Source organism: Achromobacter marplatensis, from assembly GCF_049060505.1.
In the GTDB taxonomy this organism is placed as follows: Bacteria; Pseudomonadota; Gammaproteobacteria; order Burkholderiales; family Burkholderiaceae_B; genus Achromobacter; species Achromobacter marplatensis_A.
In genome coordinates this window covers 239,568-266,251 of sequence record NZ_JBMGRB010000004.1, presented here as the reverse complement: position 1 = coordinate 266,251, position 26,684 = coordinate 239,568, and the positions used below count along the sequence as shown (strand labels likewise).

Below are 26,684 nucleotides of genomic sequence, written 5' to 3'. Positions count from 1 at the left end.
TCGATCAAGGCGCAAAAAGGCGCCCACGCCTGCCCCGCACACCTTGGAGAACCGTCTCGAACCTGGTTTGCCCATTCTGCCTTCCAGGCAGCCACCGGCAACCCAAAGAGTAAGCAAAAAAGACGGCTCCGCGCACGGGGACCACTGTTGCAAACGCCGGATTATACAATAGGGCTCGAAACCAACCGTATCCAAAGCCCATCCGTGTCCCTCCTACATCGCGCCTCCTTCCTTACCTCCGCAGCTCGCCTCGACCAGTTGCCGGCCGCCGGCGCTCCCGAGGTCTGCTTTGTCGGCCGCTCGAACGCCGGCAAATCCACGGCCATCAACGTGCTGTGCAACCAGCGCCGTCTTGCGTTTTCCAGCAAGACGCCGGGCCGCACGCGCTTGATCAACATGTTCGGCTTGCCCGACCCGCTGGATCCGGAAGGCCACATCGGTTTTCTCGTCGACTTGCCCGGCTACGGCTACGCCTCGGTTGCCCGCAACGAAAAAGAAAAATGGGCCGACATCCTTGGCGGTTACCTGCGCGACCGCGAGTCGCTTGCCGGCATCGTGCTGCTGATCGACATCCGCCGCGGCGTCACCGAACTCGACCGCCGCCTGGCCAACTTCATCGCCCCCACCGGACGCCCCGTGCTGGCGCTGCTGACCAAGGCGGACAAGCTGCCTTACGGCCAGCGCATGCGCACCGTCTTCTCGGTCCGCAAAGACCTGGCCGACATCGGCGCCCTGCACACCATTCCTTTCTCGGCGCCCGAGCGCATCGGTCTGGAAGAGGCCGGCGCCCATATCGAAAATTGGATTTCTCCCAAGGTCGTACCATGAACCCGCAGATCATCACCCCCGAGTTTCCGGTTTCCCGCCCCCGCCGCCTGCGCCGCGACGACTTCACCCGCCGCCTGGTGCGCGAGAACGCGCTGACGGTCAATGACCTGATCTACCCCGTCTTCGTCGCCGAAGGCACCGGCTTGCAGCAAGCCGTGGCGTCGCTGCCCGGCGTGGTCCGCTATTCGCTGGACACCCTGCTGCCCGTGGCCGAAGAATGCGTGAAGCTGGGCATCCCGGTGCTGGCGCTGTTCCCCGTCATCGACGCGTCGCTCAAGACGCCCGACGGCATCGAAGCGACCAATCCGCGCGGCCTGATTCCGCGCGTCGTCGCTGAATTGAAAAAGCGTTTCCCGGAACTCGGCATCCTGTGCGACGTGGCGCTGGATCCCTACACCAGCCACGGCCAGGACGGCGTCATCGACGACAACGGCTACGTGATCAACGAGTTGACCGTCGAGATCCTGGTCAAGCAGGCGCTGACGCAAGCCACCGCCGGCGTCGACATGGTGGCGCCCAGCGACATGATGGACGGCCGCATCGGCGCCGTGCGCCGCGCGCTGGAAGCCAACGGCCATATCCACACGCAAATCATGGCGTATTCCGCCAAGTACGCCAGCGCGTTCTACGGCCCGTTCCGCGACGCCGTGGGCTCGGCCACCAACCTGGGCAAGTCCAACAAAATGGCTTACCAGATGGACCCGGGCAATCTGGATGAAGCGCTGCGCGAAGTGGCCGCCGACCTGCAGGAAGGCGCCGACATGGTCATGGTCAAGCCCGGCATGCCGTATCTGGACGTGCTGCGCCGTGTCAAGGACACGTTCCGCGTGCCGACCTTCGCCTACCAGGTCAGCGGTGAATACGCGATGATCAAGGCCGCCGCCGCCAATGGCTGGCTGGACCACGACAAGGTCATGATGGAAGCGCTGCTGGCGTTCAAGCGCGCAGGCGCCGACGGCATCCTGACGTATTTCGCGATCGAAGCGGCCAAACTGCTGAAAGCCCAACGCTGATCGCGCCGCGTATGGCTGGCCGGGCGTCTCCGGCCAGCGGGCCAGGCCAGTGATGGCCTAGCCCGCGCGTCCGCCTCGCGGCGCGGCGGGCGCCACGCGGCGCAGTCCCAGCCACGTTCCGCCCAGCACGCAAGCCAGCCCCACGACATGCGTCAGCGTGACGTGCTCGTCCAGGAACAGGGACGCAAACAGCAGCCCGAAAATCGGCAGCCAATTCACGAACAAAGACGCGCGGCTGATACCCAGACGCGCGATGCCGGCGTTCCAGATGATGTTGCTGACGCCCGAGGCGATCACCGCCGAGAACATCAGAACCAGCCATGGCCACCACGTCATCTGCCACGTGTCCGCCTGATACGACGCGGGCGTCATTGCCGCGTGCGCCACCAACATCACTCCACCCGCCAGATACATGTACCAGAGCATGCCCAGCGGATCCATGGTGCGCGACATGCGCTGGATGACCAGGCCGCCGAACACGAACACCAGCACGGCCACGAACACGACGGCGTCGCCCCAGCCCGTCAGCCCGAACTGCGCGCCGCTTCCCGCCACCACCATGCCCACGCCCGCCAGGCCCAGCATGGCGCCAGAGATGCGCACCAGCGTCAGTTTTTCACGGTAGAAAATGGCCGCCAGCAACGCCGACAGCAAGGGGCTTGTCGCCATGATCAGCGTGCCGTTGGCCGCCGACGAAAACCGCAGCCCGGACACCAGCGCGATCTGGTGCGCATACACCACCAGGAAACCCGCCAGCGCCGCCCAGCCCAGTTCCACGCGGCCCAGCTTGGGGATGCGGCCGCGGCGAGCCTTGATGATGAGGGTGACGGTGATGAACGCGACGACAATCCGAACGGCGGCCAGCGCCTGGATGTCCATGTGCTGCGTCAGGTACTTGATAGAGACGATGTTCAGGCCCCATGTGGCCATGACGAACATCAATTGAATATAGATAAGACCGTTCCGGTCTTGGCTTGCATCAACTGTCGGGGACGTCACGGGCGCCGGCCTGAAGGGAGTGGAGTGCGCCGCCCACGCGGCGCAGCAGCCATGGTATACGCCCGGACGTCAGCGCACCAGCACCTTGTCCAGCGATTCCGTGAAGCGCTTGGCGTCCTGGAAACCCACCACGCGGGCGTCCGGCAATTCCTTGCCGCCCGGCTCGAAGAACATGATGCCCGGCGGGCCGAACAAGCGGAACCGCTTGAGTAGCGCGCGGTCGTCGGCATTGTTCGCGGTCACGTCGGCCTGCACCAGCAGCATGCCCGACATGCGTTGCGCCACGCCGGGGTCCGTAAAGGTGAAGCGCTCCATTTCGCGGCACGACACGCACCAATCGGCGTAGAAATCCAGCATGACCGGCTGGCGGCTTTGCGCCAGCAGCGCGTCCAGCTCGGCGTTGTTGCGCACGCGGGTGAAATGGACTTCACCGCTTGCGGCCGTGGCGCCTGCCGGCACGCCGGCGCGCGACGCCAGGTGCGACAGCGGTTGCAGTACATCGCGTCCGCCGCTCGCCGCGCCGATCAGCCATGCTGCGGCGGCCAGCGCCAGCAGCAGGCCCAGCCCCTTGCCGAACATGCGTGCCGCGCCCGCGCCCGCCGGCAACGCGTCGAAGGCCCGCAGCATCACGGCGGACACCACCGCCAGGAAGGCCCAACCCGCCATCTGTACCCACGTGGGCACCACGGGAATCAACATCCACCACGCGGTCGCCAGCAGCAACATGCCGAACAGGCGCTTCACCCCATCCATCCAGGGGCCGGCCTTAGGCAGCAGCGCGCCGGACGAGGCGCCCACGATCAGCAACGGCACGCCCATGCCCCAGGCCATGGCGAACAGCGCCGAGCCGCCCAGGACCACATCGCCCGTTTGCGAGATATACAACAGTGCGCCCGCCAGCGGCGCGGCCACGCAAGGCCCCACGATCAGCGCGGACAAGGCACCCATCACCAGCGCGCCCGTGTAACGCCCGCCCGGAATGCGGGACGAGCGTTCGGCCAACTTCGCCTGGATGCCCGACGGCATCTGGAAAGTAAAGGCGTCGAACATCGCCAACGCCAGCACGGCCAGCAAGATGGCGAACAGCGTCAGGATCCAGGGGGTCTGCAACCAGGCAGCCAGCCCCGCGCCGCTCAGGCCCGCGGCCACGCCCAGCGCGGTGTAGACCACCGACATGCCCAGCACGTAAGTCGCAGCCAGCGCCAGGCCACGGCCGCGCGTCGGCCGCGACTGCGTCGCGCCGCCCAGGACAATCGAAGACAGAATGGGAATCATCGGCAGAACGCACGGCGTGAAGGCCAGCAACAGACCCAGCACCAGGAACACGCCCGCGGTCTTGGCCCAGCCCAGCCCGCCCAGCGCATCGGCCAGACCGGTGTCGCCCGCGTCGAACAGCGCGCTCAACCCGCCCTTAGAGGCGCCCGTAGAGGCGCCCGACGAAGCCGCCGAAGCCGTGCCCGAAGACGCCTGCGCCAAGGCCCCGCCCGCCAGCGCGTAGCCGCCCGCCACCGGCGTCAGCTTCACGCTGCTGTCCATGGGCGGATAGCACAGGCCGGCATCCGCGCAGCCCTGGCCGGTCAACGTCAACGTGAAGGGTTGCCCGCCAGCGCCGACCGGCACGCGGATCACGACGTCCTTGTGAAAGACCTCCATGTCTTTCTCGAAGGTGGGGTCGTACTTGACCTCGCCCTTGGGATAGACCGCCTCCCCAAGCGTCGTCGCGCCGATGGGGCTGATCGTGATGCCAAAGCGTTCGCGGTACATGTAGTAGCCGGGCGCAACCTTGTAGCGCAGTTCCAGCGTATCCGGCGCCGTCATCTGCGCGCTGAACACAAACGCCTTTTCGGGTTCCAGGAACTCGGCTTCGGCATGCACCGCCGCCTGCCACCCCATCAGCAACAGCGCCATCGCCAGGAACATCAGGCATTGCCTGAACAGGGCATGGGCCGCGCGGGCAGCGCGGGAGGCGTGAATCGGGCGCCGCGGCGCGCCGACAATACCGGCAAGTGACAACATCAGTCTCTCTTGTTCTGCGTGACGGCCGTCTGTTCGCGCACCCAATCCAGATAAGGCGCCGCGCCGCCAATAACGGGCAGCACGATGATCTCGGGCACATCGTAAGGGTGCATTTGCGCCAGGGCCTGAACCACTGCCTGATGGCGCGCGTAGGTGGTCTTGATGTGGATGGGGACTTCTTCCGCCCCTTCGACCTCTCCGTTCCACAGGTAGATGGACAGGCCGGGCGCGCCAAGGTTCACGCAAGCCGCCAATCCGTCCTCGACCAGCACGTGGGCGATGCGCTTCGCGAGCAGCAGGTCGGGCGCATTGCTGATGACCAGCACGACGTCGTCATCGCGCAACATGGAGCCTCCTTGGGATACCCGTGTGGGATGTAACTCAGGGTATTTTATCGGTATTGCGGCAGCTGCCCGGCCCCGCAGGCCCGCCCTCGCCGCCAAGCCATCCGTTTCCATCGAGGCCCGCATGTCCGACAACTGCCTGTTCTGCCGCATCGCCCGGCACGAGATCCCCGCGCACATCATCCACGAAGACGAGCGCCTGCTGGCCTTCCTGGACATCCAGCCGGTGCGTCCGGGCCACGTCCTCATCATTCCAAAGCAGCACTATCCCTACTTCGAGGACATGCCCGCCGACCTCGCCGGCCATATCCTGAACCTCGGGCAGAAGCTTGGACGCCACATGAAGCGCCTGTATGCCGTCGAACGCGTGGCCTTCGCCTTTACCGGCATCCACGTGGCCCACGCTCATGCCCACGTCATTCCGATGCATCACACACAAGACGTGACATCGACGCAGTACATCGAGCAGCAAGACCTGACGTTCAAGATGCCGCCCCAGCCGCCTCAAGAGGCGCTGGCGGCCACCGCGGCGCAGTTGCGGGGGGAATTGCACGCCTCGTGACGCCAATCGCGTGGCGGGCGCGCAAATAAAACAAGGGCGGGTCCGAAGACCCGCCCTTGTCGCTTATCGAGCTACCGAGGATTACTCGGCGCTGTCCGCAGCGGCTTCATCAACTTCCGGACGGTCAACCAGTTCCATGAAAGCCATGGGAGCGTTGTCGCCTTGACGGAAGCCCATCTTCAGCACGCGGGTGTAGCCGCCGTTACGGGCCGCGTAGCGCGGGCCGATTTCGGCAAACAGCTTCACCACCGCATCGCGATCGCGCAGACGGGCAAATGCCAGACGCTTGTTCGCCAGCGTGGGCTCTTTGCCCAGCGTGATCAGGGGTTCGATGACGCGGCGCAATTCTTTCGCCTTCGGCAGCGTGGTCTTGATGGCTTCGTGGGTGATCAACGAAACGGCCATGTTGCGGAACATGGCAAGACGGTGACTGCTGGTGCGGTTGAGCTTACGCAAGCCATTACCGTGACGCATGATAAGTTTCCTTTGAATCTAAAGATGGCGTTCGCCATCGGGTTGCCGGCTCTTCTATCAACCTGCAATCAGGCCGCGGTCCGGTAGAAAACGGTGCATTTTACGACGATTTCGCAAACCGCCCGACGGGGTTGCCGGGCGTTGCAGGTGGCGCCCCGTTGCCGGGGTACCACCCGTTAAAACTTAGGGACGCTCCAGGCCCAGGGGCGGCCAGTTCTCGAGCTTCATGCCCAAGGTCAAGCCACGTGCAGCCAGAACTTCCTTGATTTCGTTGAGCGACTTGCGACCCAGGTTCGGGGTCTTGAGCAGCTCGTTTTCGGTACGCTGGATCAGGTCGCCGATGTAGTAGATGTTTTCGGCCTTCAGGCAGTTGGCCGAACGCACGGTCAGTTCCAGGTCGTCGACCGGGCGCAACAGCACCGGATCGATTTGCGGCGTGCCGCGAACCGGGGCTTCGTACGAATCGCCAGCGCCTTCCAGGGCCGCGAAGACCGAGATCTGATCCATCAGGATGCGAGCCGACTGGCGCACCGCTTCCTCGGGCGAAATCACGCCGTTGGTTTCGATGTCCAGAACCAGCTTGTCCAGGTCGGTGCGCTGTTCCACGCGGGCGCTTTCAACCGCGTAGCTCACGCGGCGGACCGGGCTGAACGACGCGTCCAGAACGATGCGGCCGATGGTGTGGGTGCGGTCTTCCGACAGCGCGCGCACGTTGCCCGGCACGTAGCCGCGGCCCTTCTCAACCTTGATCTGCATTTCCAGCTTGCCTGCGTCCGTCAGGTTGCAGATGGCATGGCCGGGGTTGATGATCTCGACGTCATGCGGCAGCTCGATATCGCTGGCCAGCACGGTGCCCGCGCCGGACTTGCGCAGAACCAGCGTCACTTCGTCGCGATTGTGCAGCTTGAAGACCACGCCCTTCAGGTTCAGCAGGATGTCGACGACATCTTCGCGAACGCCCGGGATGGTCGAGTATTCGTGCACCACGCCCGTCATCTGGACTTCGGTCGGCGCGTAGCCGGTCATCGAAGACAGCAGGATGCGGCGCAGGGCGTTGCCCAGCGTGTGACCGTAGCCACGCTCGAACGGCTCCATCACGATCTTGGCATGGTGCGTGCCGACCGGTTCGACTTCAATGGAGCGCGGCTTCAGGAAACCTTGAGTGGACATTTACTGTGTTCCTTTTCAATACCCTCGGCTCGTTACACCGATAAGGCTGATGGACAGGGTGAAACATGAAACTCGAACGACGCTGAAACGCCGGCCGATACTTACCGCAAAGCCCGCCCCACCAAAAGGCGGAAAGCGGGCTGCTGCGGGACGTGCAAACGGGTCGCGAGACCAGCTTCGTGCCGGCACACCTGCGAAGGAGGCGCCGGCAGAGACCTGATTAACGCGAGTACAGTTCGACGACCATCGATTCGTTGATGTCGCGAGCGACGTCAGCGCGATCGGGGACCGACTTGAACGTACCGGTCAGCTTGGTCGAATCGACTTCCACCCATTGGGGGATGCCGATGCTGGTGGCCAGGTCGAGCGATTCCTTGATACGGCCTTGCGTCTTGGCCTTTTCGCGGATCGAAACGACGTCGCCAGCCTTGACCAGCATCGAAGCGATGTCAGCCGTGTGGCCGTTCAGTTCGATGGCGCGGTGGCTCACCAGCTGGCGAGCTTCGGCGCGCGTCGAGCCGAAGCCCATGCGGTAGACGACGTTGTCCAGGCGCGATTCCAGCAGCTGGATCAGGGTTTCGCCGGTGTTGCCACGGCGACGCTCTGCTTCAGCGAAGTACTTGCGGAATTGCTTTTCCAGCACGCCGTACATGCGCTTCAGCTTTTGCTTTTCGCGCAGCTGCAGGCCGTAGTCGGAAGTGCGGGCACCCGAAGTGCGGCCGTGTTGGCCAGGCTTGGAATCCAGTTTGCACTTGGAATCCAGCGAGCGACGGGCGCTCTTCAGGAACAGGTCAGTACCCTCGCGGCGCGAGAGCTTGCATTTGGGTCCAATATAACGTGCCATGTGGATTCCCTTTAGATACGACGACGCTTCGGCGGACGGCAGCCGTTGTGCGGAACGGGCGTGATGTCGGCGATGGACGAAATCTTGATGCCCAGCGCGTTCAGCGCACGGACAGACGATTCGCGGCCAGGACCGGGGCCCTTGATGCGCACTTCCAGCGTCTTGATGCCGTACTCCAGCGCGACGCGGCCAGCCGTTTCAGCGGCGACTTGCGCGGCAAACGGGGTCGACTTACGCGAACCCTTGAAACCAGCACCACCCGAAGTGGCCCACGACAGTGCGTTGCCCTGACGGTCGGTGATGGTGATGATGGTGTTGTTGAACGAAGCGTGAACGTGCGCGATGCCGTCCGAGACGTTCTTCTTAACCTTTTTGCGCACGCGCGAAGCGCCGCTGGTGGAAGCTTTCGCCATAATCCAGTTCCTCGATTATTTCTTCAGGGACGCAGCTGCACGACGCGGGCCCTTGCGGGTCCGTGCGTTGGTGCGAGTGCGCTGGCCGCGCACGGGCAAACCGCGCTTGTGACGCATACCGCGGTAGGTTCCCAGGTCGATCAAACGCTTGATCGAGAGCTGTACTTCACGACGCAGGTCGCCTTCAACCGTGAACAAACCAACATGTTCGCGGACGCGTTCCAATTCAGCGTCGTTCAGATCCTTGACCTTTTTGTCAAAGGGTACGTTTGCCGCTTCGCAGATTTTGCGAGCGCGCGTACGACCAATGCCAAAAATGGCGGTCAGTCCGATCTCGGCGTGCTGTTGCGGCGGGATGTTAATGCCAGCAATACGGGCCATGACTATTCCTTGAATAAATCTGTTGCGTAGTCGCTAACCCGAGTTAGCCTTGACGCTGCTTGTGACGCGGGTCGGTGCAGATAACACGCACCACGCCGTGACGTTTGATAACTTTGCAGTTGCGGCAGATCCGCTTAACCGATGCCATTACTTTCATGGTTGACTCCTAATTTTCCGTAATCCGGTTCCGCTCATTTGGAGCGGAAAACTATCCTGGCTCGCGTCAGATCATAGGGCGTGAGCTCCACTGTGACCTTGTCACCCGGCAGGATCCGGATGTAATGCATACGCATCTTGCCGGAAATATGGCCCAACACCACGTGGCCGTTTTCGAGCTTGACGCGAAATGTCGCGTTCGGGAGGTTCTCAAGAACCTCACCTTGCATCTGAATGACGTCGTCCTTGGACATTCTTTTGCTTACCGCATCGGCAAACCCGCGCCCTTGAAGTTGGCCTTCTTGAGCAACGAGTCGTATTGGTGCGACATCATGTAGGCTTGAACCTGTGCCATGAAATCCATCGTCACCACCACAATAATCAACAGAGACGTACCACCGAAGTAGAAAGGAACGTTCCAGCGCATCACCAAGAATTCAGGCAACAGGCACACCAAAGTGATGTACAAGGCACCTGCGAGCGTCAGACGCATCAGGATCTTGTCGATGTAGCGCGCTGTTTGTTCACCCGGACGAATGCCCGGAACAAACGCACCACTCTTCTTCAGGTTGTCCGCCGTTTCGCGGCTGTTGAACACCAGAGCCGTGTAGAAAAAGCAGAAGAAAATAATCGCGACGGAATACAGCGTGATGTAGAGCGGTTGACGAGGCGACAGGGCCGCAGCCAGGTCGCTAAGCCAGCGCATGTTCTCACTGCTGGAGAACCAGCTCGTGATCGTGGCCGGGAACAGAATGATCGACGACGCGAAGATCGGCGGAATCACCCCTGCCATGTTCAGCTTCAGCGGCAAATGCGAGCTTTGACCACCGTAGACCTTGTTGCCGACCTGACGCTTGGCGTAGTTCACCGTGATCTTGCGTTGTCCGCGTTCCACGAACACCACAAAAGCGGTAACCAACACCACCAGAGCCACAATGAACAGTGCCGAAAGCACGGACATCGCGTTGGTGCGTACCAGGTCCAACAGTGCAGCCAGCGCCGCGGGCAGACCCGCAACGATACCTGCGAAGATCAGGATGGAAATCCCGTTGCCCAGACCGCGTTCCGTAATCTGCTCACCCAGCCACATGACGAACATGGTGCCAGTGACCAGAGTCACAACGGTCGTGAAGCGAAACAGCATACCCGGATCGATCACCAGTCCCTGTTGGGACTCCAACGCTACCGAAATGCCCACTGCTTGCACCAGCGCCAGCACGACAGTGCCGTAGCGGGTGTACTGGGTAATCTTCCGACGGCCGGATTCGCCCTCTTTCTTGAGCGCTTCCAGCGACGGCACCACCACCGACATCAACTGCATGATGATGGATGCCGAAATGTACGGCATGATCCCCAGGGCAAAAATCGAGAAACGCGAGAGCGCCCCACCCGAGAACATGTTGAACAGGCCCAGGATCCCGCCCTGGTTCTGACGGAACAAGTCCGCCAGCGCATCCGGATTAATACCCGGTACGGGGATGTGTGTACCCAAACGGTAAACCACCAGGGCGAGCACCAGGAACACAAGACGGCGCTTCAAATCACCGTACCGTGCTCCGGTTTTGCCCAATGCCTGCGCGTTAGCCACTCGTCACCTCGTGATCAAGCAAGCGAGCCGCCCGCGGCTTCGATGGCGGTGCGAGCACCGGCCGTCGCGGTAATGCCCTTGAGCACGACCTTGCGCGAGAGTTCACCCGACTTGATGACCTTGGCGTAACGAACCGCCTGGCCAATCACGCCAGCCGCCTTCAGCACTTGCACGTCGACTTCGTCGATGGGCAGGGCTTGCAGGTCCGACAGACGAACTTCGGCATACAGGTGTTGACCGAGCGGGGTGAAACCACGCTTGGGCAGACGACGCTGCAGCGGCATTTGACCGCCTTCGAAGCCAACCTTATGGAAACCGCCCGAGCGCGACTTCTGGCCCTTGTGACCACGGCCGGCGGTTTTACCCAGACCCGAACCGATGCCACGGCCGACGCGGCGCTTGGCGTGCTTGCTGCCCTCAGCGGGCTTCAGCGAATTAAGTTGCATATCCGACATGGTGATTCCTTAGGCTTCCGAGACGGAAACGAGATAATCCACCTTACGGATCATCCCACGCACCTCGGGCGTATCGACCAGCACGCGGCTGCTGTTGATGCGACCCAAGCCCAAACCGCGAACCGTATCACGGTGCGATTGCTTGGTACCGATCACCGAGCGCACGAGGGTCACTTTGATCTGCTTCTGAGCCATGATTTACCCCAGGATTTCTTCGACCGACTTGCCGCGCTTGGCAGCAACATCGGCCGGGGTCAGGGAAGCGCGCAGACCATTCAACGTGGCGCGAACCATGTTGTAGGGGTTGCTCGAGCCCAAGCTCTTGGCAACCACGTTACGCACACCCATCACTTCAAAAATAGCGCGCATCGGGCCGCCGGCGATAACGCCAGTACCTTCAGCAGCCGGCGAGATCAGCACGGTAGCGGCGCCATGCTTGCCAACCACGGTGTGGTGCAGCGTGCCGTTCTTCAGCGCAACCTTGAACATGCCGCGGCGGGCCTGTTCCATTGCCTTCTGAACGGACACCGGCACTTCACGCGCCTTGCCCTTACCCATGCCGACGCGACCATCGCCATCGCCAACCACGGTCAGCGCGGCAAAGCTCATGGTGCGACCACCCTTGACCACTTTGCTCACGCGGTTGACCGCGATCATCTTTTCGCGGAGGCCGTCATCGTTCTCTTTTTCCGCGGCGTTCTTGCCTTGTACTTTAGCCATTTGACAGATCCTCGCTTAGAACTTCAGGCCGGCTTCACGCGCGGCATCGGCCAGCGCTTTCACGCGGCCATGGTAACGAAAGCCCGAGCGATCGAAAGCGACCAGTTCAATACCGGCAGCCTTGGCCTTTTCGGCCACGCGCTTGCCGACCAGCGTAGCAGCGGCAGTGTTGCCGCCCTGGCCGGTTTGGCCGGCCAGTTGCGCACGCACTTCGGCTTCCACCGTCGAGGCGCTGACCAGAACGCGATCGCCTTCCGGCGAAATGATGTTGGCGTAGATGTGCTGGTTCGAGCGGAAGACCGAGAGGCGGTGAACGCGCAACTCGTTGATCTTCCGGCGGGTCGGAACCGCACGACGCAAACGGGAAACTTTTTTGTCCATGATTCGTCCTTGCGTGCGCCGTTATTTCTTCTTGGTTTCTTTGATGACGACGCGTTCGTCCGAGTAACGCACACCCTTGCCCTTGTAGGGTTCGGGTTCGCGGTACGAGCGGATTTCAGCGGCCATCTGACCGACGACTTGCTTGTTGGCGCCCTTGATGACGATTTCCGTCTGGGTGGGGCATTCGGCCTTGATACCGGCCGGCAACTGATGCAAAACGTCGTGCGAGAAACCGAGCTGCAGCTTAACGGCATCGCCTTGGATCGAGGCGCGGTAACCCACGCCAACCAGGGTCAGCTTGCGCTCGAAGCCCTTGCTCACGCCGGTAACCATATTGGCCACCAGAGCGCGCACGGTACCCGACATGGCATTGGCGTGACGAGTTTCGTTGGCGGCGGCAAACGTGAGCTTGCCTTCGTCCATCGCAACCGTGACGTCGCCAGTCAGGGCTTGAGTCAGGGTGCCCAGCGGGCCCTTGACAATGATCTGATCCTGCTTGATGTCAGCTTCGACACCCTTGGGCAGTTCGACCGGATACTTAGCGATACGTGACATTCGAATTTCTCCTTAGGCCACGTAGCACAGCACTTCGCCGCCGACGCCGTTGGCGCGAGCCTTACGGTCGGTCATGACGCCGCGCGAGGTCGAAACGATAGCCACGCCCAGGCCGTTCATGACCTGAGGAATGCTGGTACGGCCCTTGTAGATACGCAGACCGGGGCGCGAAACGCGTTCAATGCGCTCGATAACCGGACGGCCAGCGTAGTACTTCAGGGTGATCTCGAGCTCAGGCTTGGCCTGGGTGCCCTTGATTTCAAAGCTGTCGATGTAGCCTTCGTCTTTCAGCACAGCGGCAATAGCCGCCTTCAGCTTCGAGGAGGGCATGCTCACCGTAACTTTGTCCACTTGCTGCGCATTGCGAATGCGGGTCAGCATATCGGCGATGGGATCGCTCATGCTCATAATGTATCTCCTACCAGCTGGCCTTGGTGATGCCGGGGATTTCGCCCTTCATCGCCATTTCACGCAGTTTGTGACGCGTCAGGCCGAACTTGCGGAACACACCGCGCGGACGACCGGTGACCACGCAACGGTTACGTTGGCGCGTCGGATTGGCATTGCGCGGCAGCTGTTGCAGCTTGAGCCGAGCTTGGTAACGTTCTTCGTCGGTCTTCGACTGATCGTCGATGATCGCCTTCAACTCAGCACGTTTGCCAGCGAACTTGTCAGCCAGCTTGGCGCGCTTGATGTCGCGATTGATGAGGGAAAGTTTTGCCACGTCATCAGCCCCTTAGTTACGGAACGGGAAGCTGAAGGCCGTCAACAGCGCCTTGGCTTCTTCGTCGGTCTTCGCGGAGGTGGTGATGCTGATGTTCAGCCCACGCAGCGCGTCGATCTTGTCGTACTCGATTTCGGGGAAAATGATTTGCTCTTTCACCCCGATGTTGTAGTTGCCACGGCCGTCAAATGCACGACCCGAGATACCACGGAAGTCGCGCACGCGAGGCAGCGCGACCGCAACGAGGCGATCCAGGAATTCATACATGCGTTGACCACGCAGCGTGACCATGCAACCAATCGGGTAGTTTTCGCGGATCTTGAAACCGGCGATAGCCTTCTTGGTCTTCGTCACGACAGGCTTTTGGCCAGCGATCTTGGTCAGGTCCGACACCGCGTGTTCGATAACCTTCTTATCGGACACGGCTTCCGAGACACCCATGTTCAGGGTGATCTTGGTGATGCGCGGCACTTCCATGACGCTCTTGTAGCCAAACTTGGCCTGCAGGTCGCCAGCGACCTTGCTCTTGTAGAAATCTTGCAAACGAGACATGTCTATCGCCCCTTACGCCTTGGCGCCGACAACGGCACCATTGGAACGGAACACGCGGACCTTGCGACCTTCGACTTCTTGAACGCCCACGCGGTCGCCACGACCGGTTGCGGGGTTGAAGAGCGCCACATTCGAGATGTGGATCGGCATGGTCTTTTCGACAATCCCGCCCGGGTTGTTAGCCATCGGGTTGGCTTTCACGTGCTTCTTGGCGATGTTGACGCCTTCGACCAGAACGTGGTCGGCATCAACACGAGCCAGCACGGTACCGCGACGCTTTTTGTCGCGGCCGGTCAGGACGATGACTTCGTCGCCTTTACGAATGTTGTTCATCGTAGGGCTCCTTACAGCACTTCCGGGGCCAACGACACGATCTTCATGAACTTCTCGGTACGCAGTTCACGCGTAACGGGTCCGAAGATGCGGGTGCCGATGGGCTCCAGCTTGGCGTTGAGCAATACGGCGGCATTGCCACCGAACTTAATCAGCGAACCGTCTTTACGGCGCACGCCCTTGGCGGTACGAACCACCACGGCATTGTAAATTTCGCCTTTCTTGACGCGTCCGCGCGGAGCCGCATCTTTGACGCTCACCTTGATGATGTCGCCGATACCGGCATAACGGCGCTTGGAGCCACCGAGCACCTTAATGCACATGACATGACGCGCACCAGTGTTATCGGCCACGTCCAGCGTGGTCTGCATTTGGATCATGATTTTTCCTGTTCCAACTTAACTGGAAATACGGTTTTCCCAATAAGGGAACACTGCAATTCCTGCCAGTTTTGGTCCCGTCAGGTCTGCCGCCCTGCTTTATGTGTTGTAGCGCTAGCGCTTTCGCCCTATCTCTACAACTGGTTGGCAACGCAACGACCCTGGGTTGAAATCCTGCGGGTATTCCCCCAACACGCCGACTAGTCTTCGAAACAACTTTCGGTTAACTGGATCGACAATCTGGGAAAGCTGATCATTCTAGCGTGGTTAAATTTTGAGCGCAAGCACTTTGTTGGAATGACGCACAAAACACCACGCCCCCTCTATGAAGAGAGCGGTTGCGAGCTATCCGCCCCTTATTTATGGCGATAAAAGCTCTTCTCCCAGGCATCGTGGTTGGCCTTGCCGCGCCGGATTTCGTCCGTGAACGGGGCCGCCCTGAGCACCAGGCGATTCAGCCATTTTACCGGAACCCGGCATGGCCGTTCAAAGTCCACGAACAACACGGCCCGCAAACCGTCCGTGTCGTTGTGCACTTGATGGGGATACAGGTCGTCGAACACCACGGCGCTGCCTTCGCGCCAGCTATAGCGTTCGCCCCCGACTTCGATCCAGCACCGGTCGGCTGGCTCGGGCACGACCAGCCCCAGATGCAGGCGCAGGACGCCGTTGTACGGGCCCGTGTGCAGCGGGATTCGCTTGCCGGGCTCAAGAATGGAAAAGAAGGCGCTACGGATGCCCGGGATTCCCTCCAGCGCGCGGGCCGTGGCCGGGCAGCTGGCCAAATTGCGCTCGGATCGCAGGCCGTAGCCCATGAACAGGAAGGTCTTCCATTGATCGTCGGACGTGATCATGCCCACATCGGGCGAGATCTCGTGGAAAGCCGGCAATTGCTGCCGCTGCGCCAGCAGCGCCGTCAGTTCGGCGCGGATGGCGGGCGTCTGCGCCTCCAGGGCCGCGATCCAGGGGAACTGGCTGTTCTGGAAGATAGGGCGGTCTCCCACCAGCGACGCCCGGGCGATCCGGTGGCGCAGCCAATCGATGAAGCGGAACAACACGCGGGAGTAGAGACTGGGCTTGGCGGCGGGACGCGCGTCGACGGATTGCACGATGGATTCGGTGATAGTCGGCCAAAGAGCCCCCATTGTGGCCATGCGCGCGGGGGCTTGCAAGACAGGGGGCCGCCGCCCTCTGATTGGCCCCAGCTTCGCACGCGGGAGTGGCCCTGCCTGACGCGAACAAGCTGGTTTAGACTGGCGCGGGCGACAGCGGTCGCAATCCATCCCTATTTCGCAAGGAACGACAGGCATGTATGAACAGTTGGCGCTGTATATCGACGGCGAATTCATCTCCGGCGAGGGTAGGCGCACCCAGGACGTCATCAATCCGGCCACGCTGGAAGTGCTTGGCCAGCTGCCGCACGCCACCGAAGCGGATCTGGACCGTGCGCTAGCCGCCGCCCAGCGCGCGTTCGAATCGTGGAAGAAGTCCTCGCCCATGGACCGTTCCGCCATTCTGCGCAAGGTCGCCACGCTGTCGCGCGAGCGCGCCAAGGAAATCGGCCGCAACATGACGCTGGACCAGGGCAAGCCGCTGGCCGAGGCCGTGGGCGAAGTCACGTCCTGCGCCGAGCATGCCGATTGGCACGCTGAGGAATGCCGACGCATCTACGGCCGCGTCGTGCCGCCCCGCAACCCGGACGTGCGCCAGTTCGTCGTGCGCGAACCCATCGGCGTCTGCGCCGCCTTCACGCCCTGGAACTTCCCGTACAACCAGGCCATCCGCAAGATCGCCGCGGCGCTCGGCGCCGGTTGCACGGTGGTGCTGAAAGGCCCCGAAGATTCGCCCAGCGCCGTCATGGCCATTGCCCGCATGTTCCACGACGCCGGCCTGCCCAAGGGGTGCCTGAACATCGTCTGGGGCGAGCCCGCCAAGATCTCCGACTACCTGATCCGCTCGCCGATCGTGCGCAAGGTCTCGTTCACCGGCTCCGTGCCGGTGGGCAAGCAACTGGCCGCTTTGGCCGGCGCACACATGAAGCGCGTCACGATGGAATTGGGCGGCCATTCGCCCGTGCTCGTGTTCGATGACGCCGACGTCGAGCGCGCCGCCGAGATGCTGGCCAAGTTCAAGGTCCGCAACGCCGGCCAGGTCTGCGTGTCGCCCACCCGCTTCTACGTGCAGGAAGGCGCCTACGAGCAATTCCTGGCGCGCTTCTCGGAGGTGCTGAAGAACATCAAGGTCGGCGACGGCCTGGAAGCCGGCACCGACATGGGCCCACTGGCTCATGAACGCCGCGTGCCCGCCATGAGCGCGTTCATCGACGACGCCAAGAAGCACGGCGGCAAGGTCGTGGTCGGCGGCGGCCCGCTGGACCGCAAGGGCTTCTTCTTCGCCCCCACGGTGGTGACGGATCTGCCCGACGATTCCATGCTCATGACCGAAGAACCTTTTGGCCCCGTCGCGCCGGTGGTCCGTTTCAAGGACACCGACGAAGTGCTGCGCCGCGCCAACAGCCTGCCCTTCGGCTTGTCGTCGTATGTGTTCACGAACTCGCTGAAGACGGCCACCAAGGTTTCGAATGGTCTGGAAGCCGGCATGGTCAACATTAACCACTTCGGCAGCGCGCTGGCCGAGACGCCGTTCGGCGGCATCAAGGACAGCGGCATCGGCAGCGAAGGCGGCCTGGAAACGTTCGACGGCTACCTGGTCACGAAGTTCATCACGCACATCTGACCGCTCGCCTGCGGAATCGAAAGCCCCACGGTTTGGTCCGTGGGGCTTTTTTTATCGCCGGGCAGCTGGAAAACAAAAGCCAACCGCCCCCCTACGAACTTGCCCGCAGGTCCCGCGGCGTCATGCCGAAGCGCCGTTTGAACAGGCGGCTGAAATGCGACGGGTGCGAAAACCCCACCTGGTAGGCCAGTTCGGCAATGCTGCGGTGACGGTGCTGCGGACTCAGCAGCAGTTCGCGGCACCTGTCCAGGCGTTGATCGAAGATAAAAGACTCGGCCGACAGGCCGCCCGCGCGCAGGATGCGGTGCAGGTACGCGACCGACACGCCGCACCCTTGCGCCACGGCCTGCGGCGACAACGCCGGGTCGGCCAGGTGCTGCCGGATGTAGGCCAGCACGCGCTGCCGATGCGCCACCGTCACGCTGCTGTCGGACTCGGACGCATGGCCCTGCCCCGATTGCACCAGGAACAGCACGATCAGGTCGATCAGGCGTTCGCCAAGTTCGGTGACCTCGGTGTCGGACCAGCCGCCCATACCGTTGAACAAGTGCTCCATGTAACTGGCCAGCATCGCGCCACGCGGGGAACCATCGTCGACGCGGAGTTTGTAGAAGTCGCCGACGCGGGAATCCCGTTGCGACAGCGCGCTGCGCGGAAAGGACACGCTCAGGCTGCGGTAGCCCGACGCGCCCAGCGCCGTCGCCTGATAAGGCAGGCTCTGGTTCATCAGGTACACACAGCCGGGCTCGACCTGGAATTCGCGGCCTTGTTGCCGCACGGCCAGCGGGCCGGCCAGCGGCAGTCCGAAGGTGTAGAACTCCTGGTCCAGCCGTGACACATTGCCTGCCGTGCGCTCCAGTTTCTGTCCCTGATAGTGCAGGTCATTGAACTGCAGGCTGGCGCGGCGCGCGTAGCGCACATGGCCCGCGAAATGGCTTGGCATGCCGCCGTGCACCTCGAACGGACCGAAAGCATCCGATAGCGCCGCGCGCCATTGCTCGCGCCGGTCAGCGCCGGCGCTGGCCGAAATGGCAAATTCCGTATTGGGCATGGCGCGGTCTCCTGTGCGCGGCGGGAAGCGCAATTTGATCTTGCGTCTACAACTTCTTGACTCACCCTGCTTTGGGGTGCGCGGCGCATTGTGGATGCGTTTGGCGCAAGTCTATAGTCAGCCCGATAAGCACACAACCTGGACAACCCGGGAGGAGACTCATGGCAAACGCGCCCGCAACGGCCGCCCGCCACGCGCCGGCTTCGCGCTATCTGCGCTGCGAAGGCCGTGAGCTGCACCTGACCGAATGGGGCGCGCCCGACGCGCCCCCCGTCATCATGTGGCACGGCCTGGCTCGCACCGGGCGCGACTTCGACGAACTGGCGAAGGCGTTGGCCAACGACTACCGCATCATCTGCCCCGACACGATCGGCCGCGGCCTGTCGCAATGGAGCCCCGAGCCCGTCGCCGAATACCAGCTGGACTTCTACGCGCGCCTTGCCCGCGCGCTGGCCGATGGTTTGTCCCTTGGACGGCTGCGCTGGGTGGGCACATCGATGGGCGGCGCCACCGGCATGCACGCCGCGGCCACGACGCTGCATGGCCGGGTCTCGCATCTGGTCGTCAATGACATCGGGCCCGAGCTTCCGCAGGCGGCCATCGACCGCATCCTGGCTTATGCGGGCAACCCGCCCGCGTTCGACACGGTCACCGAACTGGAGGCCTGGCTTCGCGTGGCCTACCGGCCCTACGGCTGGCAAAGCGACGAGCAATGGCGCCAGATGGCCGAAACCTCGGTGCGTCGGCTTCCCGACGGCCGCGTCACGGCGCATTACGACCCGGCCATCGTCGGACAGTTCAGCCATCACCCCGGCGACTATGACCGCTGGAGCGGCTACGACTCGCTGCGCATGCCGGTGTTGCTGCTGCGCGGCGCAGAGTCTGATCTGCTGCTGCCCGAGGTCGCCGATGCGATGACGCGGCGCGGACCGCGCGCCCAGCGCATCGACTTTCCCGATTGTGGCCACGCCCCCGCGCTGAACGTGCCGGCGCAGATCGACGCCATCCGCCGATTCCTGGCCACGCCGGACCGCTTGCAGGACCACACGGCGGCCACGCACGCCCGCTGATAACCGGAGACATCCATGAATCGCATTCTGCTTGCCGCGCTGGCGGCCCTTTGCATGAGTTCGGCAGCCGCCGCAAAAGACGTCGTCGTCGCCCACGTCTACGACAAGACGGGCCCGCTGGAGGCCTACGCCAAGCAAACGCAAAACGGACTGATGCTGGGCCTGGAGTACGCCACGCAGGGCACCATGACCGTGGCCGGCCGCAAAATCCGGGTGGTTGAAAAAGACAACCAGGGCAAGCCCGACGTGGCCCGCGCGCAGCTGGCGTCGGCGTATGCCGACGACAACGCCGATATCGCCGTGGGCCCCACCTCGTCGGGCGTGGCGCTGGCCATGCTGCCGATCGCCGAAGAGTACGAGAAGATCCTGCTGGTGGAACCGGCCGTGGCGGATTCGATCACGGGCGAGAAGTGGAATAAGTACATCTTCCGCACGGGCCGCAACTCGTCGCAGGACGCGATCGCCAATGCGGTGGCATTCGACCAGGCCGGCACGTCTATCGCCATGCTGGCGCAAGACTATGCCTTCGGCCGCGACGGTGTAAAAGCCTTCAAGGGCGCGCTGAAGAACGCCAAGATCGTGCACGAGGAATACCTGCCCGCCAACGCCACCGACTTCACCGCAGGCGCGCAGCGCCTGTTCGATGCGCTGAAGGACAAGCCCGGCCGCAAGATCATCTTCATCCTGTGGGCAGGCGCGGGCAACCCGTTCAAGATCGCCGACCTGGACCCCAAGCGATTCGGCATCGAGATCGCGACGGGTGGCAACACGCTGGCCGCGATGACGCCGCTGAAGTCGCTGGCCGGCATGGAAGGCGCCACCTATTACTACTACGGCATCCCCAAGAATCCGATCAACGACTGGCTGGTCACGGAACATCAAAAACGCTACGGCCAGCCGCCGGACTTCTTTACCGCGGGCGGCATGTCGTCCGGCATCGCCATCGTGGCGGCGTTGAACAAGACCGCGGGCGATTCCGATACGGATAAGCTGATCAAGGCCATGGAAGGCATGAGCTTCGACACGCCCAAGGGCAAGATGACGTTCCGGCCCGAAGACCACCAAGCCATGCAATCCATGTACCACTTCCGCATCAAGAACGACCCTTCGGTGCCATGGGCGGTGCAGGACCTGGTCAAGGAAATCACGCCCGACCAGATGGCCGTACCGATCCAGAACAAGCGCTGAAGGAACGCCACTGCGATGTTGGAAACCCAATCGCTCACAATCCGCTTCGGCGGGCATGTGGCCGTCAACGATGTCAGCTGCCGTTATGCGCCCGGCACGCTGACCGCCATCGTCGGCCCGAACGGCGCGGGCAAGACCACTTACTTCAACTTGATCTCGGGCCAGTTGCGCGCAAGCGCGGGGTCGGTGCGGCTGAACGGACGTGATCTGACTTCGCTGCCCGCGCCGGCACGCATGCACGCCGGGCTGGCCCGTGCGTTCCAGCTGACGCAGTTGTTTCCACGCCTGTCCGTTCACGAGAATGTCCGGCTGGCGCTGCAATCGCGCCAGCAAGGCATGAGCTGGCGCCAGATTCGCTTCTGGCGCACTTGGGACAACGATCGAGGCCTATTGGCGCGCGCCGACGCGTTGCTGGAACGCACGCGGCTGTCCGCAAGGCGCGACCAGCCCGCGGCGGACCTGCCGCATGGCGATCAGCGCAAGCTGGAGATCGCGATGCTGATCGCGCTGGAGCCGCAAGTCTTCATGTTCGACGAACCCACCGCCGGCATGAGCGTGGACGATGTGCCCGTGGTGCTGGAGCTGATCCGCGAGATCAAGAACGATCCCTCCAAGACAATCCTGCTGGTCGAGCACAAGATGGACGTGGTGCGCGAACTGGCCGACCGGATCGTCGTGCTGCACAACGGCCAGCTGATGGCGGACGGCGATCCCGCCACCGTCATCGCATCGCCGATCGTGCAGCAAGCCTATCTGGGCATGAGCCCGACGGAGCACAAGGCATGACCGCCCCGCTGCTGGAACTCAAGGGCGTGCAAACGCATATCGGTGCGTATCACATCCTGCACGGCGTGGATCTGGCCGTGCCGCCTGCGGCCGTGACCATGCTGCTGGGCCGCAATGGTGCGGGCAAGACGACGACGCTGCGCACGATCATGGGCCTATGGCGCGCCTCGCAAGGCCGGATCACGTTCGAGGGCATGCCCATTGGCGGCCCGGACACACGCAAGTCGCCTCCCGACATGGCGCGCATGGGCATGGCCTACGTGCCCGAGAACATGGGCATTTTCGCCGACTTGTCGGTCAAAGAGAACATGTTGCTGGCCGCGCGCCAGGCCCGCAGCGCCGAGCAACTCGATACCGCGCGGCTGGAATGGATCTTCGGCTTCTTTCCCGCCCTGAAGAAGTTCTGGCTGCACCCCGCCGGCAAGCTCTCCGGGGGCCAGAAGCAGATGCTGGCGGTTGCCCGCGCCATCATCGAACCCCGCCGACTACTGCTGATCGACGAGCCCAGCAAAGGGTTGGCGCCCGCCATCGTGCAGAACATGATCGATGCCTTCATCGAACTCAAGCAGGCGTCCACCACCATCCTGCTGGTCGAACAGAACTTCAACTTCGCGCAGCGGGTCGGCGACCACGTCGCCGTCATGGACAACGGCCGCGTGGTACACGCTGGCAGCATGCGCCAGCTTGCGGAAGATGAATCGCTACAGACACGCCTGCTGGGCCTGTCGCTAGGAAGCCACCAATGAGCGCCTTGGATATCGATGCCCCGCTGCCGCGCACGCGCGCGGACCTGCGCCCCGTTCTGCTGGTCGTGGCGCTGGCCGCCCTCGCCTTGCCGATGGTGGGGTCTTTTTCGACCTGGGTCACGCTGACGCTGGCGGGCCTGGCGATGGGGATGATCATCTTCATCGTGGCGTCGGGCATGACGCTGGTATTCGGGCTGATGGACGTCTTGAATTTCGGGCACGGCCTCTTCATCGCCATCGGCGCCTACATGGCGGCGACGGTGCTGGGCGGCATGGCCGACTGGACCCAGACAGGCAGCCTGTGGATGAATCTGGCCGCCGTGCTCCCTGCCATGATCGTGGGCATGCTGGTGGCGGGCGCCGTGGGCTTCGCGTTTGAACGCGTGATCGTGAGGCCTGTGTATGGGCAGCACCTCAAGCAGATCCTAATCACGATGGGCGGCATGATCATCGGCGAAGAGATCATCAAGATGATCTGGGGTCCGCAAACCCTATCGCTACCTCTGCCCGAGGCCCTGCGTGGCGCATTCCTGCTGGGCGACGCGGCCATCGAGAAATTCCGGATCGTCGCGCTGGCCGTGGGCGTTCTGGTGCTGGGCGGCATGCTTTGGCTGCTGAACCGCACCAAGCTTGGCCTGCTGATCCGAGCCGGCGTGGAAGACCGCGAGATGGTGGAAAGCCTGGGTTACCGCATCCGGCACCTCTTCGTAGGCGTGTTCGTCGCCGGATCGATGCTTGCCGGACTGGGCGGCGTGCTGTGGGGCATGTATCAGCAGTCGGTCGTGCCGCAACTGGGCGCGCAGGTAAACGTGCTGATCTTCATCGTGATCATGATCGGCGGCCTGGGCTCTACCGTGGGTTGTCTGATCGGCGCGCTGCTGGTGGGCCTGATGGCCAACTACACCGGCTTCCTGCTGCCCAAGGCCGCCCTGTTCTCGAATATCGCGTTGATGGTCGCGATTCTGTTGTGGCGCCCGCAGGGCGTGTATCCCGTCACGAATCGCTAGGAATCGCCAATATGTCTTTCCGCCTGCTTTCCGGCGACCCGCCCCGCAGCGCCGTCCTGGCACTGGTACTGATGGCCGTCGTCGCCCTGCTTGCCGCCGCGCCGTTCCTCTTTCCCGGCCCCAAATCGCTGGCGGTAGCCGCCAAGATCCTGGTGTTCGTGATTCTGGTCGCCAGCTACGATCTGCTGCTGGGCTACACAGGCATCGTAAGCTTCGCACACACCATGTTCTTCGGCATTGGCGCCTATGGCGTGGCGATCGCCAGTATCCGGATGGAACCCGGCTGGGCCGCCGTGTTCGCGGGCGTGGGCGGCGCGCTCGCGGTGTCGCTGGCTTTCGCGCTGCTGATCGGGCTGGCCAGCCTGCGCGTGCGCGCCATCTTCTACGCAATGATCACACTGGCCGTCGCGGCCGCCTTCCAGACGCTGGTATCGCAGCTGTCGGACCTGACCGGTGGCGAAGATGGCCTGAACTTCAAGGTACCCCAGGTGTTGCGGCCTGCGTTCCGCCCGCTCTCGGAGCCTCTGTTCGGCGTCACGGTCGACGGGCGCATCATTACGTATTACCTGATCGCCACGGTCTGCGCCTTGCTGTTTTTGATGTTGCTGCGCATCGTGAATTCCCCGTTTGGCCGCGTGCTGCAGGCCATCCGAGAGAACCCTTTCCGCGCCGAGGCCATCGGCTACCGCACCGTGCTGTATCGCAGCCTGTCCAATCTGCTGGCGGCCGGCTTCGCCACGCTGGCCGGCGCCATGTACGCGCTTTGGCTGCGCTACAACGGTCCGGATACCTCGCTGTCGTTCGAGATCATGCTGAACATTCTGCTGATGCTCGTGATCGGCGGCATGGGCACCATGTATGGCGCAGTGGTGGGCGCGAGTCTGTTCGTGTTTGCGCAGAGCTATCTGCAAGATGGCCTGCATGTGATCCACGACGCAGTGTCGAACGTCGCGCCGCTGGCCCTGCTGTTCGAGCCGGACCGCTGGCTGCTGTGGCTGGGGATCCTGTTCGTGGTGTCGGTGTACTACTTTCCGACCGGCATCGCCGGGCGGCTGCGGGAATTGGCGCGGCGGCGCTGACGGCCTTGACGGGTTAAGAAGCAGGAAGAGGCACGCACGGCAACGCCGCGCATGCTGTCCACCACGTCACTTCACCTTGCTGCTCAGGCGATCCAGGTCCCGACTCAGCTGATTGACCTGACGCTCAAGCGCCGAGATCTGCCGCTCGTTCGCGTTGTCGCTGCTCTTTCGGCTGCTGTCGTTTTGGTTGCGCTCAAGCGAGGCGATCTTCCTGCCTTGCTCGTCCACTTTGCGTTCCAGCGCGCGGTTCTGGGTCCGAAGCTCGTCCAGCGCGCGCGCCTGATCCCTGACTTGCTCCACTGCCTTCTCTAGCTCTCGCGCCTCGATTCCTGTACGCGGCTGACCGTCGCTGCCAAGGATCAGAATGCTGTCCCGATACGGCCGGGATACGCCCACGTCCTTGAAGTTGATGGTCTGAGCGTCGGCCGAAGGCGAATACGCCGTCCACGCCAACACCATGAAACTCGCAATGCCCAATCTGCCCGCGGCCTTGATCATTGACGCCACTCCTGTAATCAGAACTGCCAGCGCGTGCCTGCGCTGTCGGATTTATATCAGGAACCAGGACGCCCGCTGCACCATCCAACGCCAAGAGTCGCTACGCTGCGTTTCAACGGCGCATGATGGCGCGAAAGTCTCGCTATTTGCCGCTCTGCCGCAAGGTATCGGCTTCGCGCCGCAGGCTATCCACGCGTCGCTGCATCTCGTCGATCTTGCCGCGGCCAAGCTGCGATCCGCTGGGCGTGGGCGCCAGGGGCCGCATCGTCGAACCCGTGTTCAACGGCATCATCGCCGGTGGCGCCGTCGCAGCGTCGACGGGCTTCTGGTTAAGCAGGCGTTCAAGCAGCATCAGTTGATCGCGCTGCCCCTGCAGCACCTGCTCTTGTGTCGCCAGGGCTTGCTCGCCCTCGTCGTCGGCGCCGAAAATGGCAGCGTGGTCGCGCGATCCGGGGGGAAGCTTGACGCGGGGTTCGGGCCCCGCATTCAGGACGTTCTTGCCCGCGCGGGCGTCGTCAACGGGTGAAGCCGCAGTGACTTCCGCGCCGGACTCCCCGCGTTGCGCGCTGGCGGCGGCCCCGCATAGCGCGAGGCCAAGCATGCCGGCCTTGACGGCTTTGCGCATGATGTCCGTTACCTGCATGGGCCTGGATCTCCAGAACAAAAAAAAACGGCAAGGGGGTTAGCCCTTGCCGTTTTATATCAGAACGGCGAACCGTTCCGATGACGACTTAGATGATACGTGCGGCTTCAACCAGACGCACCACACGCCACGACTTCGAGCGCGAGATGGGACGGCCTTCAGCGATTTCAACCGTATCGCCTTCGTTGAATTGGTTCGATTCGTCGTGTGCCTTGTACTTCGCGGAGCGCACGATGATCTTGCCGAAGATGGGGTGCTTGACGCGGCGCTCAACGAGCACAACGACAGTCTTGTCCATCTTGTTGCTGACGACCTTGCCAACCAGCGTACGCTGGCGCTTGGCCACTTGGGTGTTTTGAGTTTCGCTCATGTTTATTTCCCTGCCTTCTCGGTCAGCAAGGTACGAACGCGCGCAATGTCGCGACGCACGTTGCGCAGCTGGCTGGTGTTGGCCAGTTGCTGCGTGGCCTTCTGCATACGCAGACCGAATTGTGCCTTCAGCAGGCTTTCGAGCTCTTTGCCGAGCTCGGCGGCGTCTTTCGAACGGAGTTCGCTAGCTTTCATGTTAGTACTCCTTAAGCACCGATATGACGCGCGACGAACGTGGTCGAAATCGGCAGCTTGGCAGCGGCCAGGCGGAAAGCTTCACGCGCGATCTCTTCGCTCACACCTTCCATTTCGTAGAGCACTTTGCCGGGCTGAATTTCAGCGACCCAGTACTCAGGATTGCCCTTACCGTTACCCATACGGACTTCGGCGGGCTTCTGCGAGATGGGCTTATCCGGGAAAATGCGAATCCAGATACGGCCGCCACGCTTGATGTGACGATTGATAGCACGACGAGCGGCTTCGATCTGGCGAGCGGTCAGACGGCCACGGCCGGTGGCCTTCAGACCGAATTCGCCGAACGACACGTGGGTACCACGAGTCGCCAGACCGGTGTTGCGGCCCTTCTGCTCTTTGCGATACTTTCTGCGAGAGGGTTGCAGCAT

38 protein-coding genes are annotated in these 26,684 nt (G+C 62.7%); 10 read left to right on the top strand and 28 right to left on the bottom strand.

Features of this window, described 5'->3' with window-relative positions; all coding sequences use genetic code 11:
• The first annotated feature begins 204 nt into the window (after positions 1–204).
• A complete protein-coding gene (yihA, locus tag ACI0FO_RS12330; protein ID WP_006227427.1) occupies positions 205–828 on the top strand; it encodes a ribosome biogenesis GTP-binding protein YihA/YsxC in 624 nt (207 codons plus the stop codon).
• Entirely contained in the window at positions 825–1,841 is a 1,017-nt protein-coding gene (gene hemB, locus ACI0FO_RS12325; RefSeq protein WP_416026976.1) for a porphobilinogen synthase, read from the top strand. The genes yihA and hemB overlap by 4 nt, the downstream gene beginning before the upstream one ends.
• Before the next feature lie 57 nt (positions 1,842–1,898).
• On the opposite strand, the gene ACI0FO_RS12320 is transcribed toward hemB, so the two are convergent.
• The 3 genes from ACI0FO_RS12320 to cutA form a co-directional block, all read right to left on the bottom strand.
• The gene (locus ACI0FO_RS12320) at positions 1,899–2,780 is read right to left on the bottom strand and encodes a DMT family transporter (protein WP_416027404.1); all 882 of its coding nucleotides are present in this window, start codon (positions 2,778–2,780) and stop codon (positions 1,899–1,901) included.
• A 129-nt stretch (positions 2,781–2,909) separates the two neighbouring features.
• Positions 2,910–4,856 (bottom strand): protein-disulfide reductase DsbD, encoded by a 1,947-nt coding sequence (gene dsbD / locus ACI0FO_RS12315; protein WP_416026974.1) that lies wholly within the window; start codon positions 4,854–4,856, stop codon positions 2,910–2,912.
• Positions 4,856–5,203: a divalent-cation tolerance protein CutA gene (gene cutA / locus ACI0FO_RS12310; RefSeq protein ID WP_105555714.1), complete on the bottom strand. Its 348-nt coding sequence runs from the start codon at positions 5,201–5,203 to the stop codon at positions 4,856–4,858. The genes dsbD and cutA overlap by 1 nt, the downstream gene beginning before the upstream one ends.
• Before the next feature lie 121 nt (positions 5,204–5,324).
• Here cutA and ACI0FO_RS12305 point away from each other — a divergent pair, with 121 nt between their 5' ends.
• Positions 5,325–5,762: an HIT family protein gene (locus ACI0FO_RS12305; protein ID WP_416026972.1), complete on the top strand. Its 438-nt coding sequence runs from the start codon at positions 5,325–5,327 to the stop codon at positions 5,760–5,762.
• 81 nt (positions 5,763–5,843) lie between these two features.
• Here the strand turns inward: ACI0FO_RS12305 and rplQ are convergent, their stop codons facing one another.
• The 19 genes from rplQ to ACI0FO_RS12210 all read right to left on the bottom strand — a co-directional run bounded on the left by rplQ (position 5,844) and on the right by ACI0FO_RS12210 (position 15,997).
• Positions 5,844–6,236, bottom strand: coding sequence for a 50S ribosomal protein L17 (gene rplQ / locus ACI0FO_RS12300; protein ID WP_006216513.1), 393 nt, complete (start codon positions 6,234–6,236; stop codon positions 5,844–5,846).
• Positions 6,237–6,419: 183 nt separating this feature from the next.
• Complete coding sequence (locus ACI0FO_RS12295; protein ID WP_105555712.1) at positions 6,420–7,406, bottom strand: DNA-directed RNA polymerase subunit alpha; 987 nt, start codon at positions 7,404–7,406, stop codon at positions 6,420–6,422.
• A gap of 220 nt (positions 7,407–7,626) precedes the next feature.
• Positions 7,627–8,250, bottom strand: a complete 624-nt coding sequence (gene rpsD, locus ACI0FO_RS12290) for a 30S ribosomal protein S4 (protein WP_105555711.1) — start codon at positions 8,248–8,250, stop codon at positions 7,627–7,629.
• 11 nt (positions 8,251–8,261) lie between these two features.
• Positions 8,262–8,663, bottom strand: a complete 402-nt coding sequence (rpsK, locus tag ACI0FO_RS12285) for a 30S ribosomal protein S11 (protein WP_006216516.1) — start codon at positions 8,661–8,663, stop codon at positions 8,262–8,264.
• Between the two features lie 15 nt (positions 8,664–8,678).
• Complete coding sequence (gene rpsM, locus ACI0FO_RS12280) at positions 8,679–9,044, bottom strand: 30S ribosomal protein S13 (RefSeq protein ID WP_006216517.1); 366 nt, start codon at positions 9,042–9,044, stop codon at positions 8,679–8,681.
• A gap of 43 nt (positions 9,045–9,087) precedes the next feature.
• Positions 9,088–9,201, bottom strand: a complete 114-nt coding sequence (rpmJ, locus tag ACI0FO_RS12275; RefSeq protein ID WP_003806928.1) for a 50S ribosomal protein L36 — start codon at positions 9,199–9,201, stop codon at positions 9,088–9,090.
• Between the two features lie 34 nt (positions 9,202–9,235).
• Positions 9,236–9,454, bottom strand: coding sequence for a translation initiation factor IF-1 (gene infA, locus ACI0FO_RS12270; RefSeq protein ID WP_003806927.1), 219 nt, complete (start codon positions 9,452–9,454; stop codon positions 9,236–9,238).
• Between the two features lie 8 nt (positions 9,455–9,462).
• A complete protein-coding gene (secY, locus tag ACI0FO_RS12265; protein WP_105555710.1) occupies positions 9,463–10,788 on the bottom strand; it encodes a preprotein translocase subunit SecY in 1,326 nt (441 codons plus the stop codon).
• 14 nt (positions 10,789–10,802) lie between these two features.
• The gene (rplO, locus tag ACI0FO_RS12260; RefSeq protein WP_105555709.1) at positions 10,803–11,243 is read right to left on the bottom strand and encodes a 50S ribosomal protein L15; all 441 of its coding nucleotides are present in this window, start codon (positions 11,241–11,243) and stop codon (positions 10,803–10,805) included.
• A gap of 9 nt (positions 11,244–11,252) precedes the next feature.
• Complete coding sequence (gene rpmD, locus ACI0FO_RS12255) at positions 11,253–11,438, bottom strand: 50S ribosomal protein L30 (protein ID WP_006216520.1); 186 nt, start codon at positions 11,436–11,438, stop codon at positions 11,253–11,255.
• A 3-nt stretch (positions 11,439–11,441) separates the two neighbouring features.
• Positions 11,442–11,963: a 30S ribosomal protein S5 gene (rpsE, locus tag ACI0FO_RS12250; protein WP_006216521.1), complete on the bottom strand. Its 522-nt coding sequence runs from the start codon at positions 11,961–11,963 to the stop codon at positions 11,442–11,444.
• Positions 11,964–11,978: 15 nt separating this feature from the next.
• Positions 11,979–12,344 carry a 50S ribosomal protein L18 gene (rplR, locus tag ACI0FO_RS12245; protein ID WP_006227039.1) on the bottom strand — a complete coding sequence of 122 codons (366 nt, stop codon included), beginning with the start codon at positions 12,342–12,344 and terminating at the stop codon, positions 11,979–11,981.
• A 21-nt stretch (positions 12,345–12,365) separates the two neighbouring features.
• Positions 12,366–12,899, bottom strand: a complete 534-nt coding sequence (rplF, locus tag ACI0FO_RS12240) for a 50S ribosomal protein L6 (protein ID WP_105555708.1) — start codon at positions 12,897–12,899, stop codon at positions 12,366–12,368.
• A 12-nt stretch (positions 12,900–12,911) separates the two neighbouring features.
• Positions 12,912–13,307, bottom strand: coding sequence for a 30S ribosomal protein S8 (gene rpsH / locus ACI0FO_RS12235; RefSeq protein ID WP_006216525.1), 396 nt, complete (start codon positions 13,305–13,307; stop codon positions 12,912–12,914).
• A gap of 10 nt (positions 13,308–13,317) precedes the next feature.
• Positions 13,318–13,623, bottom strand: coding sequence for a 30S ribosomal protein S14 (gene rpsN, locus ACI0FO_RS12230; RefSeq protein ID WP_105555707.1), 306 nt, complete (start codon positions 13,621–13,623; stop codon positions 13,318–13,320).
• A gap of 12 nt (positions 13,624–13,635) precedes the next feature.
• Positions 13,636–14,175, bottom strand: a complete 540-nt coding sequence (gene rplE, locus ACI0FO_RS12225; protein WP_006216529.1) for a 50S ribosomal protein L5 — start codon at positions 14,173–14,175, stop codon at positions 13,636–13,638.
• A gap of 12 nt (positions 14,176–14,187) precedes the next feature.
• The gene (gene rplX, locus ACI0FO_RS12220; protein ID WP_105555706.1) at positions 14,188–14,508 is read right to left on the bottom strand and encodes a 50S ribosomal protein L24; all 321 of its coding nucleotides are present in this window, start codon (positions 14,506–14,508) and stop codon (positions 14,188–14,190) included.
• An 11-nt stretch (positions 14,509–14,519) separates the two neighbouring features.
• A complete protein-coding gene (rplN, locus tag ACI0FO_RS12215; RefSeq protein ID WP_046807446.1) occupies positions 14,520–14,888 on the bottom strand; it encodes a 50S ribosomal protein L14 in 369 nt (122 codons plus the stop codon).
• A gap of 356 nt (positions 14,889–15,244) precedes the next feature.
• Positions 15,245–15,997, bottom strand: a complete 753-nt coding sequence (locus ACI0FO_RS12210) for an aspartyl/asparaginyl beta-hydroxylase domain-containing protein (RefSeq protein WP_416026963.1) — start codon at positions 15,995–15,997, stop codon at positions 15,245–15,247.
• 199 nt (positions 15,998–16,196) lie between these two features.
• Here ACI0FO_RS12210 and ACI0FO_RS12205 point away from each other — a divergent pair, with 199 nt between their 5' ends.
• Positions 16,197–17,624: an NAD-dependent succinate-semialdehyde dehydrogenase gene (locus tag ACI0FO_RS12205; RefSeq protein WP_416026961.1), complete on the top strand. Its 1,428-nt coding sequence runs from the start codon at positions 16,197–16,199 to the stop codon at positions 17,622–17,624.
• A 91-nt stretch (positions 17,625–17,715) separates the two neighbouring features.
• Here the strand turns inward: ACI0FO_RS12205 and ACI0FO_RS12200 are convergent, their stop codons facing one another.
• Positions 17,716–18,675: a helix-turn-helix domain-containing protein gene (locus tag ACI0FO_RS12200; protein WP_416026959.1), complete on the bottom strand. Its 960-nt coding sequence runs from the start codon at positions 18,673–18,675 to the stop codon at positions 17,716–17,718.
• Positions 18,676–18,836: 161 nt separating this feature from the next.
• On the opposite strand from ACI0FO_RS12200, the gene ACI0FO_RS12195 reads away from it, so the two are divergent.
• Genes ACI0FO_RS12195 through ACI0FO_RS12170 form a run of 6 tightly spaced genes read left to right on the top strand, consistent with a single transcriptional unit; the run spans position 18,837 to position 24,551 of the window.
• Positions 18,837–19,745 carry an alpha/beta fold hydrolase gene (locus ACI0FO_RS12195; protein ID WP_416026957.1) on the top strand — a complete coding sequence of 303 codons (909 nt, stop codon included), beginning with the start codon at positions 18,837–18,839 and terminating at the stop codon, positions 19,743–19,745.
• Positions 19,746–19,760: 15 nt separating this feature from the next.
• Positions 19,761–20,933, top strand: a complete 1,173-nt coding sequence (locus ACI0FO_RS12190; RefSeq protein WP_416026955.1) for a substrate-binding domain-containing protein — start codon at positions 19,761–19,763, stop codon at positions 20,931–20,933.
• Between the two features lie 15 nt (positions 20,934–20,948).
• Entirely contained in the window at positions 20,949–21,719 is a 771-nt protein-coding gene (locus ACI0FO_RS12185) for an ABC transporter ATP-binding protein (RefSeq protein ID WP_416026953.1), read from the top strand.
• Positions 21,716–22,465 carry an ABC transporter ATP-binding protein gene (locus ACI0FO_RS12180; RefSeq protein WP_416026952.1) on the top strand — a complete coding sequence of 250 codons (750 nt, stop codon included), beginning with the start codon at positions 21,716–21,718 and terminating at the stop codon, positions 22,463–22,465. The genes ACI0FO_RS12185 and ACI0FO_RS12180 overlap by 4 nt, the downstream gene beginning before the upstream one ends.
• Positions 22,462–23,472 (top strand): branched-chain amino acid ABC transporter permease, encoded by a 1,011-nt coding sequence (locus ACI0FO_RS12175; RefSeq protein WP_416026950.1) that lies wholly within the window; start codon positions 22,462–22,464, stop codon positions 23,470–23,472. Before ACI0FO_RS12180 ends, ACI0FO_RS12175 begins: the two co-directional genes overlap by 4 nt.
• A gap of 11 nt (positions 23,473–23,483) precedes the next feature.
• On the top strand, positions 23,484–24,551 hold the full coding sequence (locus ACI0FO_RS12170) for a branched-chain amino acid ABC transporter permease (protein WP_416026948.1): 1,068 nt from the start codon (positions 23,484–23,486) through the stop codon (positions 24,549–24,551).
• Positions 24,552–24,617: 66 nt separating this feature from the next.
• Here the strand turns inward: ACI0FO_RS12170 and ACI0FO_RS12165 are convergent, their stop codons facing one another.
• The 5 genes from ACI0FO_RS12165 to rplP all read right to left on the bottom strand — a co-directional run bounded on the left by ACI0FO_RS12165 (position 24,618) and on the right by rplP (position 26,684).
• Positions 24,618–25,049 carry a hypothetical protein gene (locus ACI0FO_RS12165; RefSeq protein WP_416026947.1) on the bottom strand — a complete coding sequence of 144 codons (432 nt, stop codon included), beginning with the start codon at positions 25,047–25,049 and terminating at the stop codon, positions 24,618–24,620.
• Positions 25,050–25,191: 142 nt separating this feature from the next.
• On the bottom strand, positions 25,192–25,692 hold the full coding sequence (locus ACI0FO_RS12160; RefSeq protein WP_416026945.1) for a hypothetical protein: 501 nt from the start codon (positions 25,690–25,692) through the stop codon (positions 25,192–25,194).
• An 88-nt stretch (positions 25,693–25,780) separates the two neighbouring features.
• A complete protein-coding gene (rpsQ, locus tag ACI0FO_RS12155) occupies positions 25,781–26,062 on the bottom strand; it encodes a 30S ribosomal protein S17 (RefSeq protein ID WP_006227023.1) in 282 nt (93 codons plus the stop codon).
• 2 nt (positions 26,063–26,064) lie between these two features.
• Positions 26,065–26,256, bottom strand: a complete 192-nt coding sequence (gene rpmC / locus ACI0FO_RS12150) for a 50S ribosomal protein L29 (RefSeq protein ID WP_003806912.1) — start codon at positions 26,254–26,256, stop codon at positions 26,065–26,067.
• Positions 26,257–26,267: 11 nt separating this feature from the next.
• Entirely contained in the window at positions 26,268–26,684 is a 417-nt protein-coding gene (gene rplP, locus ACI0FO_RS12145; protein ID WP_006216552.1) for a 50S ribosomal protein L16, read from the bottom strand.